This is a genomic window from Naumannella halotolerans (genome assembly GCF_004364645.1).
Classification (GTDB): Bacteria; Actinomycetota; Actinomycetes; order Propionibacteriales; family Propionibacteriaceae; genus Naumannella; species Naumannella halotolerans.
Genome location: NZ_SOAW01000001.1, coordinates 443,723 through 458,716 on the forward strand (window position 1 = coordinate 443,723; position 14,994 = coordinate 458,716).

The window sequence follows — 14,994 nt, forward strand, 5'->3', positions numbered from 1 at the left end:
CCGCGCGGTTAGTGCGGGCGTACCCGCATTGGTCGGGAGGGGTCCGCGAGGACCCAGGATCGTTCCTGCGACACCGAAGGGTGCTTCCGAGGTCCAGGCAACAGCTCAACACCGACTCTAGAAGAGGCATTCCCTGCCGGACGACCCGTTTTCCGGAGCCAACAGGCACGCTCGAGCGTAGCGGTAGGTGCGGACACACCGCCCGATCCGGACCACAGCGGACTCGGGTTGGGCTAATCTGCCGACACCGGTGGTGATCCACCCGTGATCCGCCGCTGCGGTTGTGCGGTTGCTCCTGCTCGCCCGGCGTGGCTAGACTGGTCAAGCGCTGTGGCCTGCGCTGACTCAGACGGAGCAGGATGCGCTCGCGAACCGATGTCGGAACCCTTCGTGGTACCGGCCGGCTGCGAAACCGGGCTGCAGCGTCAACCGAAGACCATTAACAATTTATCGGAGCCCGAACTACATGACGTCCTCCCTTGAGGCATCCCCGCAGGTTGCTGTCGACGACCTCGGCTCGCCCGAAGCCTTTCTTGAGGCAATCGACAAGACCATCAAGTACTTCAACGATGGCGACATCGTTTCCGGCACGGTCGTCAAGGTCGACCGTGACGAAGTTCTGCTGGACATCGGTTACAAGACCGAAGGTGTGATCCCGTCCAAGGAATTGTCCATCAAGCACGATGTCGACCCCTTCGAGGTGGTCTCCGTCGGCGACGAGATCGAGGCCTTGGTCCAGCAGAAGGAGGACAAGGAAGGTCGCCTGATCCTGTCCAAGAAGCGCGCCCAGTACGAGCGCGCCTGGGGCACGATCGAGAAGATCAAGGAAGAGGACGGTGTCGTCACCGGCTCGGTGATCGAGGTCGTCAAGGGTGGTCTGATCGTCGACATCGGCCTGCGCGGCTTCCTGCCCGCCTCGCTGGTGGAGATGCGTCGCGTCCGTGACCTGCAGCCCTACGTCGGCCAGGAGCTCGAGGCGAAGATCATCGAGCTGGACAAGAACCGCAACAACGTGGTGCTGTCCCGTCGCGCGTGGCTGGAGCAGACCCAGTCCGAGGTCCGCCACACCTTCCTCACCCAGCTGCAGAAGGGGCAGATCCGCAAGGGTGTCGTCTCCTCCATCGTCAACTTCGGCGCCTTCGTCGATCTCGGCGGTGTCGATGGCCTGGTGCACGTCTCCGAGCTGTCCTGGAAGCACATCGACCACCCGTCCGAGGTCGTCTCGGTCGGCGACGAGGTCACCGTCGAGGTGCTCAGCGTCGAGATGGACCGCGAGCGCGTGTCGCTGTCGCTGAAGGCCACCCAGGAAGATCCGTGGCAGGCCTTCGCCCGCCTGCACCAGCTGGGACAGATCGTTCCCGGCAAGGTCACCAAGCTGGTGCCGTTCGGTGCGTTCGTCCGGGTCGAGGAGGGCATCGAGGGTCTGGTGCACGTCTCCGAGCTGGCCACCCGCCACGTCGAGATCCCCGAGCAGGTCGTCGCCGTCAACGACGAGGTCCTGGTCAAGATCATCGACATCGACCTCGAGCGTCGCCGGATCTCGCTGTCGTTGAAGCAGGCCAACGAGGACGTCGACGTCAACGCCGAGGACTTCGATCCGGCGCTGTACGGCATGACCGCGTCCTACGACGCCGAGGGCAACTACCTCTACCCCGAGGGCTTCGATCCGGAGACCAACGAGTGGAAGGAAGGCTACGAGGAGCAGCAGCGCGCCTGGGAGGCCGAGTACGCCGAGGCACAGGCTCGCTGGGAGGCGCACAAGCGTCAGGTCGAGCAGGCCGAGAACGCGCCGGAGACCAGCGCGACTGCCGCACCGTCCACCGGCTACAGCAGTGGTGGCGACGAGGAAGAGTTGGAGTCGGCCCCGGCCGGCGGTTCGCTCGCCTCGGACGAGGCTCTGCAGGCACTGCGGGACAAGCTGACCGGCGCCTGAGTCGCAGCCGTCCACTGAGGACAGCGGAGAACCCCTTCACCGAATCGGTGGAGGGGTTCTCCGCGTTCGGGCGAGGGTTCTGCCCGGCAGCGGGTACGTCCGGGGTTGATCGGCCACGGCTGCGGCGATGTGATTGGCTGATCGTCATGACAACGGTGGGACTGACCGGGGGGATCGCGTCGGGCAAGAGTGCGGTCGCCGACCTGCTGGCCGAACGGGGGGCCGTGATCGTCGATGCCGACCGACTCGCCCGGGAGGTGGTCGAACCGGGTTCGGCGGGGCTGGCGGCGGTGGTCGAACGGTTCGGCCCGCAGGTGCTCGCCGGGGACGGTTCGCTGGACCGCAAGGCACTGGGCGCGATCGTCTTCGACGATTCCTCGGCCAGGGGTGATCTGGAGCAGATCCTGCATCCACGGATCCGCGAGCTGTCCGCCGCCCGGGCGGCCGAGGCATTCGCCACCGATCCCGATGCCGTGGTGGTGCAGGTGATCCCACTGCTGGTGGAGACCGGCCAGGCGGACCGCTTCGACCTGGTGCTGGTGGTCGATGTCGAGCCGCAGGTGCAGTTGCAGCGCTTGCGGGATCGCGATGGCCTCGACCTGCAGCAGGCCCGGGCCCGGATCGCAGCGCAGGCCACGCGCGGCGAGCGGCTGGCCGCGGCGGATGTCGTGATCGACAACAGCGGCGACCGTACCGATCTTTGCAAGCAGGTCGACTCGGTCTGGGAGCGGCTGCGGACACCGACATGTGATCTGTGACACCATGCTGGCGGCACGTCAGTGCCACGCGGTTTGACCCCGTCCTGGGGGAGGCTGGGGCCGCCGACATGAAGGAGTTCGCAGTGGAATGCCCGCGATGTCACACCCAACTACCTGATGTCGCTCACTTCTGCCATCGCTGTGGCATGGATGAGCGCAGCCCCGACAAGGACCGCCGGCGGGCGTTCGCGGTGAAACCCGACGAACCGGTGGCCTCGTTCGCCGTGGTGTCGAGCATCATGCCCCGGGGCGCGGGGGAGAAGCCCCAGACGTACCGGATCGCGATCATGATCGCCCTCGTGGTGGCCCTGTTGGCCGCCTGCTTCGGGGCACTGCCGATCGCGGTCCTGGTTGCCGCCTTCGCCATCCCGATCGTCTACATCGTCTATCTCTACGACGTGAACCTGTGGGACGACCATCCGATCCAGGTCACCGCGATGGCCTTCGTGTTGACGATGGTCCTCGGGATCGGCTTCACCCTGCTCTGGTTCAATCTGCTGGGTGGTGGGGAGAGCCTGCACAGCATGGACATCCTCGGCCAGGGCGGACCCACCATCGGTGGGTTCCTGCTGGCCGCGATCGCCGTCCCGGTGATCGGTGAGGTGCTGCGGCAGCTCGGACCGGTCTACCTGGCCAGCCGCCCTCGCTACGACGACCTGCTGGACGGGGTCAGTTTCGGCGTCATCTCCGGCGTCGCCTACTCCACCGCCGACACCCTGGTCCGGCAGTGGCCGCTGATCGTCGGCGGCCTGACCCGGGAGATCGATCCCGGACTGTGGATGTCATTGATCTTCCTCGAGGGGTTCGTGAAACCGCTGATCATCGGCACGGCCAGTGGCATCGCCTGCGCGGAGTTCTCCGGTCTGGGCAAGGGGTACGACGGCTTCACTCCCCGCTACTTCCGTGGGGTCGCGGAGGCGATCGCGGCGAACATCCTCTACCAGGGTGGGGTCTACCTCTTCGGGTTCGTGGACAACCCGACGATGGGTGTGGTGCTGACCATCCTCTGGGGGCTGCTGATCCTGGCGGTGTTGCTGTTGCGGATCCGCGCGATCCTGCACGTGGCGTTGATCGAGGCGGCGTTGGAGGATGCGCAGCGGGACACCGGCATCGTGGACGGTGAGGACCAGACCTTCTGTGCTCAGTGTGAGATGCCGCTGCTGAACCGGGCAGCCTTCTGCAGTGCCTGCGGCGCTGCGGTTCGTACCCGGCACAAGGAGCACCATCCGAAGTTGCCACCACCCGGACCGGCCAGCTCGGCGAGTTTCCCCGGTACGGCCGGTTCGGACTTCGAATCCGCCCCGACGAGGACCGCGGAACGGCCTGCGTCCGAGGACCAGGGGGACCGGGCATGAGCCAGGGAGGATGGCCCGGTCAGGGCAACCCGAACCAGCCCGGATGGGGACAACAGTCCGGGTACGGTCAGCCGCAGCCCAGTTACGGGCAGCAGCCCCCGCCGGGGTACGGCCAGCAGCCCCCGCCGGGGTACGGCCAGCAGCCCCCGCCGGGGTACGGCCAGCAGCCCCCGCCGGGGTACGGCCAACAGCCGCAGCCGGGGTACGGCCAACAGCCGCAGCCGGGGTACGGCCAACAGCCGCCGGGAGCGGGGCAACAACCCCAGCCCGGTTACCCTCAGCACTCCTACCCGCAACCCGGCGGGCCGGTGCCGCCACCGGTCAGCGGTAAGGGCAACTCGCCGATCAAACTGCTGCTGATCGTCGGTGGCGCGGTCGCCGTGGTGGCCGTGATCGCGGTGATCCTGGTGAACGTCTTCGGCGGCAGTGGGAACAGCGGAACCCTGGTGGCCCCACCTCCCGACGCGCCGACCACCCAGCCCGCGCCTCCGGGCGGTGGTGGTGGCACCGATCCGTCCACCGCGCCGTCCGAACCCACCGAACCCACCGAGGATCCGCAACCGCCCAGCGGCGATGCGGTCGAGGTCGGCAGCGGGGTTTCGGTGGTGCCGGCCTCCGGTTGGGCCGTGGTGTCGGAGGAGACCGACAGTGTCGTCATCAGCGACGGCGAATCGATGTACCTGGTCACAGTCGCCAATGCCCAGGGGACCCCGGCCAGCGACCTGGTCGAAGGCTTCGTCCAGGGCGTCGCGGAGGGTCAGGGGACCGACGTGCAGTACTCCGACGTGACCGAGCACTCCGACATCGATCCGGATCTGGATGTCGCCCATATGGGAGCGGGAATGACGGTCGCCAGCGGTGCCGGTTCGGGCAACTGGGTGCTGGATTCCGTGGTCTCGGTCAAGACGTCGGACGATGTCGCAGCCTTCACCCTCCTGTTGGCGCCGGAATCGGCGTTCGACGACGGTGGTGAGGCGTTGAGCGAGGCCCGCGACACGATGCTGGGCTCAGTCTTCGCCAGCCAGCTCGGCTGACCCCGCGCAGGCTCCGACAGGAGGCCGGTTCCCCGCGGCGGCCTCCTGTCGGAGCCCCGACGTAGGCTGGTAGCCATGCGCTCGGTGAAGGAATTGCAGCGGCAGGTCGCGCCGCTGACGGTGGTCAGTGACTTCGCGCCGGCCGGTGACCAGCCGGAGGCGATCGAGGAACTGGAGCGACGGCTCAACTCCGGCGAACAGAACGTCGTGCTGCTGGGTGCGACCGGCACCGGCAAGACCGCCACGGTCGCCTGGCTGGCCGAACGGCTCCAACGACCGATGCTGGTGATGCAGCCGAACAAGACCTTGGCGGCGCAGTTCGCCAACGAGTTGCGTCAGTTCTTCCCGAAGAATGCAGTCGAATACTTCGTCTCCTACTACGACTACTACCAGCCCGAGGCCTACGTACCGCAGACCGACACCTACATCGAGAAGGACTCCTCGCTGAACGAGGAGGTCGAGCGGTTGCGGCACTCGGCGACGAACTCCCTGCTGAACCGCCGCGATGTGATCGTGGTGGCGACGGTCTCGGCGATCTACGGGCTGGGTTCGGCCCAGGAGTATCTCGATCGCCGGGTCACCCTGAAAGTCGGCGAGACCGTCGACCGGGACCAGCTGATCCGCGATCTGGTCGACATCCAGTACAGCCGCAACGACGTCGCCGGCACCCGTGGCACCTTCCGGGTACGCGGGGACACCCTGGAGATCTTCCCGAAGTACGAGGAGATGGCGATCCGGGTGGAGTTGTTCGGCGACGAGGTCGAGCGCTTGTTGACCATGCACCCGCTGACCGGTGAGGTGCTCAGCGAGGACACCGAGACCTACATCATGCCGGCCACGCACTACACCGCAGGTCCGGAGCGGATGGAGCGGGCGATCAAGGGGATCGAGGCCGAGCTGGAGGAGCGGTTGGCCGAGCTCGAGGGCCAGCAGAAGCTGCTGGAGGCGCAGCGGTTGCGGATGCGTACCGGTTACGACATCGAGATGATGCGTCAGATCGGCACCTGCTCGGGGATCGAGAACTACTCCCGGCACATCGACGGGCGCGCCCCGGGATCGCCGCCGAACTGTCTACTCGACTACTTCCCCGAGGACTACGTCCTGGTGATCGATGAGTCCCACGTGACGGTGCCGCAGATCGGCGGGATGTACGAGGGAGACATGTCCCGCAAGCGGACCTTGGTCGACCACGGTTTCCGACTGCCCAGCGCCACCGACAACCGACCGCTGACGTTCGAGGAGTTCGCCGAACGAATGGGGCAGACGGTCTACCTGTCAGCGACCCCCGGCAACTACGAGCTGGCGCGCAGTGACGGCTTCGTGCAGCAGATCATCCGGCCGACCGGGTTGGTCGATCCGGAGGTAATCATCAAGCCGACCAAGGGTCAGATCGACGACCTGATGGGTGAGATCCGGGCTCGGGCGGAACGCAACGAACGTTCCCTGGTCACCACCTTGACCAAGAAGATGGCCGAGGACCTGACCGACTATCTGCTGGAGAACGGCGTCCGCACCCGTTACCTGCACTCGGAGGTCGACACCCTGCGGCGGGTCGAGTTGCTCCGTGAGCTGCGGATGGGCGAGTACGACGTGCTGGTCGGCATCAACCTGTTGCGGGAGGGGCTGGACCTGCCGGAGGTGTCGCTGGTGGCGATCCTGGATGCCGACAAGGAGGGGTTCCTCCGCAGCGACAAGTCGTTGATCCAGACGATCGGTCGTGCGGCGCGCAATGTGGCCGGTCAGGTGCACATGTATGCGGACAAGATCACGCCGTCGATGGAGGCCGCGATCGACGAGACCAATCGTCGCCGGTCGATCCAGGTCGCCTACAACACTGAACACGGCATCGACCCGCAGCCACTGCGGAAGAAGATCGCCGACATCACCGACATGCTCGCCCGTGAGGATGCCGACACCGCTGCACTGATGCACGAGTACGGTGCCCAGGGCAAGGGCCGCCAACGGATCAAATCGCCCGTCCCGCGGGACCCGGCGGTTGCCTCGGCCCGTGACCTGAACGACCTGCCCGCCACCGAGTTGGCAGACCTGGTGACCGAGCTCACCGACCAGATGAACGTTGCCGCGGGAGAGTTGCAGTTCGAGGTCGCCGCGCGGCTGCGGGATGAGATCTCCGACCTGAAGAAGCATCTGCGGCAATTGCTGGAGGCGACCAAGTAACCGTCGGATCGGCCGGGTCAGGCTCGGGCCGGGTCGGGTCAGGCTCGGGCCGGGTTGGGTCAGGCTCGGGCCGGGTTGGTCAGGTTCAGGCCGGATCGGGTTGGACCGGCTCTGCGTGGGTCGACTCGGGTGGCGGGTCGGCCCTGCTGGTCGTTTCTGCCTGGTCGCTGGTGCGCGGTTGTGTCCGCTGTCATACTTGTCCGCGGAGGGGAGTATTCCCTGCACTCGATGTCGTCATGACGGCGCGGTCGTCGATGATCGTCCCGGCTCGGGTGGCCCTCACGGGCGGAAGAGACCTCCAAGACACATGATCATGCGCTCTTGGAAGGACTCGTCGTGGACGTATCTCCACTTGTCTGGGGACTCACCCTCGGTATCACCCTGACCGTTCTGCTGGTCGACCTGTTGATCATCGGTCGTCGCCCGCACGAGCCGTCGATGAAGGAAGCCGGGATCTTCGTCTCGATCTATGCCTCGCTGGCGGTCATCTTCGGACTGGGGGTCTGGTGGTTCTCCGGTCCGGTCTTCGCCGGTGAGTTCTTCGCCGGCTGGATCACCGAGTACAGCCTGTCGATCGACAACCTGTTCATCTTCATCATCATCATGGGGGCGTTGAACGTTCCCCGGCACCTGCAGCAGTTCGCGCTGATGATCGGCATCGTGATCGCCCTCGTGCTGCGCGGTATCTTCATCGCGCTCGGGGCGGCGTTGATCAATGCCTTCGCCGGTGTCTTCTTCCTGTTCGGCGCGATCCTGATCTACACCGCGGTCCGCCTGGTGATCGACTGGTCCAAACATGACGAGGACAACGCCGAGAACGGGGTGATGCGGTTCGCCCGTCGGGTGATCCCGTTCACCGACGACTACCGCGGTACGAAGCTGTTCATCCGCGAGAACGGCCGTCGGGTCGCCACCCCGATGCTGATGGTGATCATCGCCCTCGGCAGCACCGACCTGCTGTTCGCCCTGGATTCCATTCCGGCGATCTACGGACTCACCCAGGAGCCGTACCTGGTCTTCGCCGCCAATGTGTTCGCGCTGATGGGCCTGCGCCAGTTGTACTTCCTGATCGGCGGTCTGCTGAAGCGGCTGGTCTACCTGTCCCTGGGGCTGTCGGTGATCCTGGCGTTCATCGGCGTGAAACTGTTCCTGCATGCGCTGCACTCCACACCGGTGCTGACCTGGTTCGGGATGGATCCGTTGAGCGTTCCCGAGATCCCGACCTGGTTGTCGCTGATCGTGATCATCGGCGTGTTGATCATCACCGCGGTGGCGAGTCTGCTGCGCTCGCGGGGAACCGCCGGCGAGGAGGTGGCTGACACCGCTGCGTCGACCGGCGAGAGCCCCGATGATCGGGCGGCGACCTCCGGCCCCGGCTCCACCATTGCCGAGGGCAGCCGCCGAACCAGCTCACCGGCAGCTGAGGAGCCCGGTGATCGGCTGCAGACCCCCGACCGCCACGACCCCTGAGGGGAGCGTCCGCGCGACCATCCGTAGCCGGGAGGTACGCAGCTGATCCCGGCCGGCGGCCACCGCCACGGGTGAACTCCCGGCGGTGGTCGGCGGTGGCGTGGCTCCTGGGCCACGGGTCCGGGCCGGCTCGTACCGCGGAGTGAGCGTTCAGTCCTCGGGGAGTTCGGCGAAGGTGCGCTTCACCCCGAAGTACCAGTCCAGTGACTTCTTCGGCCGCTTCCAGCGGCCCTTCATCGCCTCACGTGCCTCCTGGTGAGTGGCATCACCGGCGGTCTCGGCATCCTTCAGGTGCTGGTCCTGGGCCACGATCACCTCATCGGCGGTCTTGCCGTGATGCGCCAGGTCGCAGGGGCCCCCGAGCTGACGGCAGGTCATCGTCTTCATCTGTTGGTCCTTTCTGTCGGCAACGGGTGGACCGCTGCGACGGTGGTCGTCGCCACCTCACCTGTTTCGACGATCGACCCGGTCCGGATGTGACCGGGGCCTTTCACTGAGCTGCTGAGTCCGCTCGTCGTCGGACCATCCGGGACAACACCTCCGGGTCGGCCCGGAAGACGATCCCGCTGACCTTCCCGGCCACGGTCGTGAAGTCGAAGAGCACCCGGGCACGGCCCTTGTCGTACCACGCGGCACCGGCATCCGGTCCGACGAAGACCGGCAGCGCTGCCTGGGCGGCACCATTGAAGAATGCGGCAATCTCGTCGCGGCCCTCGATCCGGCTCGGCGTACCGAGTTGCAGCGCCGCGGTGTCGGCGCTGACCACCGCATCGGGTGCGAGCAGCTCGAGCAGTCTGCCGAGGTCGCCGTGGCGGGCCGCTGCCATGAACGCATCCACGATCTCCCACTGCGCCAACCGGTCCTCGGGTACGGGTTGGTGCACCTTGGCCCGAGCCCGGGAGGCGAGCTTCCGGGCGGCGGCGGGTGAGGTGTCCAGCACCGTGGCGATGGTGTCGAAGGGGTAGGCGAACGTGTCGTGCAGGATGAATGCCACCCGCTCGGTCGGGCTCAACCGATTCAGCACCACGCCGAGGGCGACCCCGACCGAGTCGGCGAGCACCGCCTCGTCCTCCGGGGAGCCGCCGGCTGCCGGTTGCTCGACCGGCTCGGACGCTTCCGGTACGCGTGCCCGCAGCCGGTCCAGGCACAACCGAGTGGTGACCGTGGTCAGCCAGGCAGGCAGGTTGTCGATCGGGGTCTCGGTCCGGTCGATTCGGATCCAAGCTGTCTGCACGATGTCCTCGGCCTCGGCCGGGTCATGCAGGATCTGCGTCGCGAGATTGGTCAGGCGCGTGCGTTCGGCTTCGAACTCGGTGCTGTGGTCCACGTCGTTTCCGTTTCGTCGGGGTCGGTCAGCACTTCGACGCTTCGGAAACCGTGGATGTGACCGGCTGGGCTTTCACCACCCCCGGGCGCGCCATTCCTCGAGTTGTGGGCGTTCGGCGCCGATGGTGCTGTCGTCACCGTGGCCGGGGCGGAAGACCGTCGAGTCGGGGTAGACGGCGAAGATCCTGGTCTCCAGTTCGGTGATCAAGGAGCGGAAGTCCTCGGGTGTGGACGTCTTGCCCGGGCCCCCGGGAAACAGCGAGTCGCCGGTGAACAGCTGGGTGGGGTGGTCGTCTCCCGGTTCGTAGGCAAGGGTGATCGATCCCGGGGTGTGTCCGACGATCCCGATCACCTGCAATGCGGAGTCACCCACCCCGATCGTGTCCCCGGTCCAGACTCCCTCGGGACGCACACCGGTCTGCTCGGCGATCGCCTCCACATCGGGGGTACCCGCAAGCAGTCGTGCACCCGTCGCCACCGCGAGCTCGGCGAGTGCGCCGATGTGGTCGTGGTGCTGATGGGTCGTGACGATCGTCGCCACTTCCCGGTCGCCGATCAGTTCCCGCAGACGATCAGGGTCGGCTGCGGCGTCGATCAGTACCACGGGGCCGTCGGTGGGCGAGAGCAGGTAGGCGTTGTTGTCCATCGGCCCGACCGACAGTTTGGACAGGGTGAGATCCGGGCCGATCGACTCCACCAGCGCCGGGCCGCCCGGTTCCACATGTCCCTTGGGGTCACTCATCGATCCTCCTGGTGTCTCTCGCCTGCTTGGCGTCTTGTCGTCTTCGAGCGGGGCGGGTTGTCCGGAACCGGCGGGTGGTCTTCGATCTGGTCGGTTCGTCTTCGAGCGGGGCGGTCAGTAGCCCGGAAGGGTGATGCCGTCGGCGCCGTCGACGGGGCCGCCGTCGCGGCCGGTGAGCCATCCGAGGACCGCCTGCGGGGTGCCGCTCACCTCCAAGGTGGCGGACTCGCCGATCTGCAGCACCCGGTTGTCGAACGACAGCACCACCGCCGGCATCTCCGGCTTGGCCTCCATCCGGGCTGCCGCCCACTCCAGCAAGGTGCCGGCGGTCGGTGAGTCCACCTCGTCCAGACGGTAGCCGATGTCCAGGTCGACGTGGTGCAGCACCACCTCGGCCAGTCGGGCCGTGGCCAACATCCGCGCGGGCAGTTGGCGGCCGTCACGCAGGGTGACGGGCGATTCACCGTGACCACCGTGCAGCACTGCGTCGAGGGCCTCACCGAGCCGCTCCGCGCTGGTGTCGAGGTCCTCCTGCAGTTCCAGGCCCCCGCGCTCCCCGCCGGCGAGGATCTCGGCGTCGCGTTGGTCCTCGGAGTCGTACATCGGGGCCGGCACACCGGTGGCCGCACCGTGCAACAACCGGCCCAGGGCGTCGGCATTGCGGGCCAGATGGCTCGCGACCAAGGCGCGACTCCATTCCGGGAGCAGACTCGGCCCGGACCATTCGCTGTCGGTGACCGTGATCGTGTCACCGAGCAGGCGCTGGGTGGCCCGGGTCACCTCGGATCGGATCGCGAGTGCCTGATCGGCTGTCATGCCTCCACCGTATCCCGTACCTGTCGGTGCCGGCTCGACGGAGCTGCGAGCGGCTCACCCCAGGGGATTCGGCGTCACCGACGGTGAGGCCCAGGGGCCGGCGACCGGTTCCGACGGTGCCCGGGTGACCGATCGGCCGCGGCTGTCGGAGGCAGCGCATACCATCGTCGGGTGACAGATCAGCTCCTCGTGCGTGGTGCCCGCGAACACAACCTACGGAATGTCTCCGTGGACCTACCGCGGGATGCGCTCATCGTCTTCACCGGGCTGTCCGGCTCCGGCAAGTCCAGTCTCGCCTTCGACACCATCTTCGCCGAGGGGCAGCGGCGCTATGTCGAGTCCCTCTCGGCCTACGCCCGGCAGTTCCTCGGACAGTTGGACAAACCCGATGTCGACTTCATCGAGGGACTCTCCCCGGCCGTGTCGATCGACCAGAAGTCGACCAGCCGGAACCCGCGCTCGACCGTCGGCACGATCACCGAGGTCTATGACTACCTCCGCCTGCTGTACGCCCGTACCGGGCATCCGCACTGCCCGGTCTGCGGTGCCGCGATCAGCCGCCAGAGCCCGCAGCAGATCGTCGACCGGTTGCTGGAGCTGGACGAGGGAACCCGTTTCCAGGTGCTGGCGCCGGTGGTCCGCGGACGCAAGGGTGAACACGTCGAGCTCTTCCGGGACTTCGCGACCCAGGGATTCAGCCGGGTCCGGGTCGACGGGGAAGTGCACCAGTTGACGGACCCGCCCGCCCTGGACAAGCGCCGCAAACATGATCTTGACGTGATCGTCGACCGGATCGCGGTGAAACCGTCGGTCAAGCAACGGCTCACCGATTCGGTGGAGACGGCGCTGAACCTGGCCGGTGGGATCGTCAGCATCGACTTCGTCGACGTGGATGCCAAGGATCCTTCGCGGGAGCGCCGATTCTCGGAGAAGATGGCCTGCCCGAACGGTCACGACATCGCCATCGACGAGTTGGAACCACGCCAGTTCTCCTTCAACGGACCCTGGGGTGCCTGTCCGGACTGCTCCGGCATCGGCACGCGGATGGAGGTCGATCCGGAGCTGGTCGTGCCCGACGAGGAGAAGTCCCTGGCCCAGGGGGCGATCACGGTCTGGAACGGCCGGAACATGGTCGACTACTACGACAAGGTGATGCGGGCCCTCGCCGACCAGTACGAGTTCTCCATGGACGCCCCGTGGCGTGCCCTGTCGAGCCGGGTGCAGAAGCTGTTGCTGCACGGGCAGCGGGAGAAGATCACCGTCCGCTACCGGACTCGCCACGGTCGCAACATGTCCTGGCAGGCCAAGGTCGAGGGAGCGGTGGGTTACATCGAGCGCCGTCACCGGGAGGCCGAGACCGACACCACCCGGGAACGGTTCGCCGGATACATGCGAGAGGTCCCCTGCCGTACCTGCAACGGCGCTCGGTTGAAGCCGAGCTCGCTGGCGGTGACCGTCGGCGGCAAGAGCATCGCCGAGGTGTCGTCGATGTCGATCGACGAGGCAGCCAGGTTCCTCGGCGGGCTGACGCTCAACGCCCGGGACAAGCAGATCGCCGACCGGGTGCTGAAGGAGATCAACGAACGGCTGACCTTCCTGCTCGACGTGGGCCTGGACTACCTCACGCTGTCCCGGCCGGCGGGCACCCTGTCCGGCGGCGAGGCCCAGCGGATCCGGTTGGCCACCCAGATCGGCTCCGGCCTGGTCGGAGTGCTGTACGTGCTGGACGAGCCGTCCATCGGGTTGCACCAGCGTGACAACCGCCGGCTGATCGACACCCTGCTGCGGCTGCGGGCACTGGGCAACACCCTGATCGTCGTCGAGCACGACGAGGACACCATCAAGACCGCCGACTGGGTGGTCGACATCGGCCCCGGCGCCGGTGAGGAAGGCGGCAGGGTCGTCGTCTCCGGGCCGGTGGAGGAGTTGTTGTCCAACCCCGAGTCGCTGACCGGTGCCTACCTCTCCGGCCGCCGGAGCATCCCCTTGCCGCAACGTCGGCGTCCGCGGACGAAGGGCCGGGAGCTGACCGTGCACCGGGCGGTGGAGAACAACCTGGACAATGTCACCGTCGACTTCCCGCTCGGGGTGCTCACCTCGGTCACCGGTGTCTCCGGTTCGGGCAAATCGACCCTGGTGAACAAGATCCTCTACACCGCCTTGGCCAAGCAGATCTACAACGCCCGGGAGATCCCCGGGCGGCACCAGAAGATCACCGGTGCCGAGCAGATCGACAAGATCATCCACGTCGACCAGTCACCGATCGGCCGGACGCCACGATCCAACCCGGCCACCTACACCGGGGTCTTCGACCACGTCCGCAAACTCTTCGCCGAAACACCCGAGGCGAAGGTCCGGGGTTATCAGCAGGGACGGTTCTCCTTCAACATCAAGGGTGGCCGGTGCGAGAACTGCTCCGGTGACGGGACGATCAAGATCGAGATGAACTTCCTGCCCGATGTCTACGTACCGTGCGAGGTCTGTCACGGCGATCGGTACAACCGGGAGACGCTGGAGGTCCGGTACAAGGGCAGGACGATCGCCGAGGTGCTGAACATGCCGATCGCCGAGGCGCTGGATTTCTTCGCCCCGATCCCGGCGATCGCCAGGCACCTGCGGACCTTGGTCGACGTCGGTCTGGGCTACGTCCGACTCGGACAGCCGGCACCGACCCTGTCCGGTGGTGAGGCGCAGCGGGTGAAGCTGGCCTCGGAGCTGCAGAAGCGGTCCACCGGCAGGACCATGTACGTACTGGACGAGCCGACCACCGGATTGCACTTCGAGGACATCCGCAAGCTGCTGCTGGTGCTCGGCCGGCTGGTCGATGCCGGCAACTCGGTGGTGGTCATCGAACACAACCTGGATGTGATCAAGACCAGCGACTGGATCATCGACATGGGTCCTGAGGGTGGTTCACGCGGCGGTCAGGTGATCGCCCAGGGAACCCCGGAGCAGGTGGCGGCCAACCCGAAGTCCTACACCGGTGCCTTCCTCGCCGAGGTGCTGACCGGGGAGCCGGTGCCGGTCGGTGACGAGGACGAGGCGCTGCCCCTGCAGGGGGAGACGACGGCCAACGGCCAGCGGCCGGTCGAACGCGCCGCGGCGAAGAAGACCGCCAAGAAGGCGCCGGCCAAGAAGGCTTCTGCGAAGAAGGCTCCGGCGAAGAAGACGGTCTCCGATCGGCGCCGCCGGCAGTTGATGTCCTGACCCGGCCCGCGCCGCCGAGGCGACTCTGGTCGCCGTCGACGGATGTGCTGGTGAGTGAGGTCGGGTCGGGCGCCAAGGTCACCTCCGTGGAGCCAGGGGCGTGATCTCGGCGCAACTATGGCAACCAACCGCCGGGGCCGATCTGCTCCGACAGCTCGTGCGCCTGTCGGATCGG

11 protein-coding genes are annotated in these 14,994 nt (G+C 66.8%); 7 read left to right on the forward strand and 4 right to left on the reverse strand.

From position 1 onward, the window contains the following. The first annotated feature begins 466 nt into the window (after positions 1 to 466). From rpsA to CLV29_RS02115, 6 genes are all read left to right on the forward strand, one after another. The gene (gene rpsA, locus CLV29_RS02090) at positions 467 to 1,933 is read left to right on the forward strand and encodes a 30S ribosomal protein S1 (protein WP_133753419.1); all 1,467 of its coding nucleotides are present in this window, start codon (positions 467 to 469) and stop codon (positions 1,931 to 1,933) included. A 146-nt stretch (positions 1,934 to 2,079) separates the two neighbouring features. Next, positions 2,080 to 2,691: a dephospho-CoA kinase gene (gene coaE / locus CLV29_RS02095; protein ID WP_133753420.1), complete on the forward strand. Its 612-nt coding sequence runs from the start codon at positions 2,080 to 2,082 to the stop codon at positions 2,689 to 2,691. 146 nt (positions 2,692 to 2,837) lie between these two features. Next, entirely contained in the window at positions 2,838 to 4,046 is a 1,209-nt protein-coding gene (locus tag CLV29_RS02100) for a PrsW family intramembrane metalloprotease (RefSeq protein WP_133753421.1), read from the forward strand. Further along, positions 4,043 to 5,080 carry a hypothetical protein gene (locus tag CLV29_RS16370; RefSeq protein ID WP_208292722.1) on the forward strand — a complete coding sequence of 346 codons (1,038 nt, stop codon included), beginning with the start codon at positions 4,043 to 4,045 and terminating at the stop codon, positions 5,078 to 5,080. The genes CLV29_RS02100 and CLV29_RS16370 overlap by 4 nt, the downstream gene beginning before the upstream one ends. Before the next feature lie 75 nt (positions 5,081 to 5,155). Next, on the forward strand, positions 5,156 to 7,258 hold the full coding sequence (gene uvrB, locus CLV29_RS02110) for an excinuclease ABC subunit UvrB (RefSeq protein WP_133753422.1): 2,103 nt from the start codon (positions 5,156 to 5,158) through the stop codon (positions 7,256 to 7,258). Between the two features lie 336 nt (positions 7,259 to 7,594). Further along, entirely contained in the window at positions 7,595 to 8,728 is a 1,134-nt protein-coding gene (locus tag CLV29_RS02115; RefSeq protein ID WP_133753423.1) for a TerC family protein, read from the forward strand. Positions 8,729 to 8,878: 150 nt separating this feature from the next. On the opposite strand, the gene CLV29_RS02120 is transcribed toward CLV29_RS02115, so the two are convergent. From CLV29_RS02120 to CLV29_RS02135, 4 genes are all read right to left on the reverse strand, one after another. Continuing rightward, positions 8,879 to 9,115, reverse strand: a complete 237-nt coding sequence (locus CLV29_RS02120) for a hypothetical protein (protein ID WP_133753424.1) — start codon at positions 9,113 to 9,115, stop codon at positions 8,879 to 8,881. Between the two features lie 103 nt (positions 9,116 to 9,218). Beyond that, positions 9,219 to 10,055, reverse strand: a complete 837-nt coding sequence (locus tag CLV29_RS02125) for a sigma-70 family RNA polymerase sigma factor (protein WP_133753425.1) — start codon at positions 10,053 to 10,055, stop codon at positions 9,219 to 9,221. 72 nt (positions 10,056 to 10,127) lie between these two features. After that, positions 10,128 to 10,796, reverse strand: a complete 669-nt coding sequence (locus tag CLV29_RS02130) for an MBL fold metallo-hydrolase (protein WP_133753426.1) — start codon at positions 10,794 to 10,796, stop codon at positions 10,128 to 10,130. A gap of 114 nt (positions 10,797 to 10,910) precedes the next feature. Next, positions 10,911 to 11,612: a maleylpyruvate isomerase family mycothiol-dependent enzyme gene (locus tag CLV29_RS02135; protein ID WP_133753427.1), complete on the reverse strand. Its 702-nt coding sequence runs from the start codon at positions 11,610 to 11,612 to the stop codon at positions 10,911 to 10,913. Between the two features lie 171 nt (positions 11,613 to 11,783). On the opposite strand from CLV29_RS02135, the gene uvrA reads away from it, so the two are divergent. Continuing rightward, positions 11,784 to 14,819 carry an excinuclease ABC subunit UvrA gene (gene uvrA, locus CLV29_RS02140; RefSeq protein ID WP_133753428.1) on the forward strand — a complete coding sequence of 1,012 codons (3,036 nt, stop codon included), beginning with the start codon at positions 11,784 to 11,786 and terminating at the stop codon, positions 14,817 to 14,819. Positions 14,820 to 14,994: the final 175 nt, after the last annotated feature.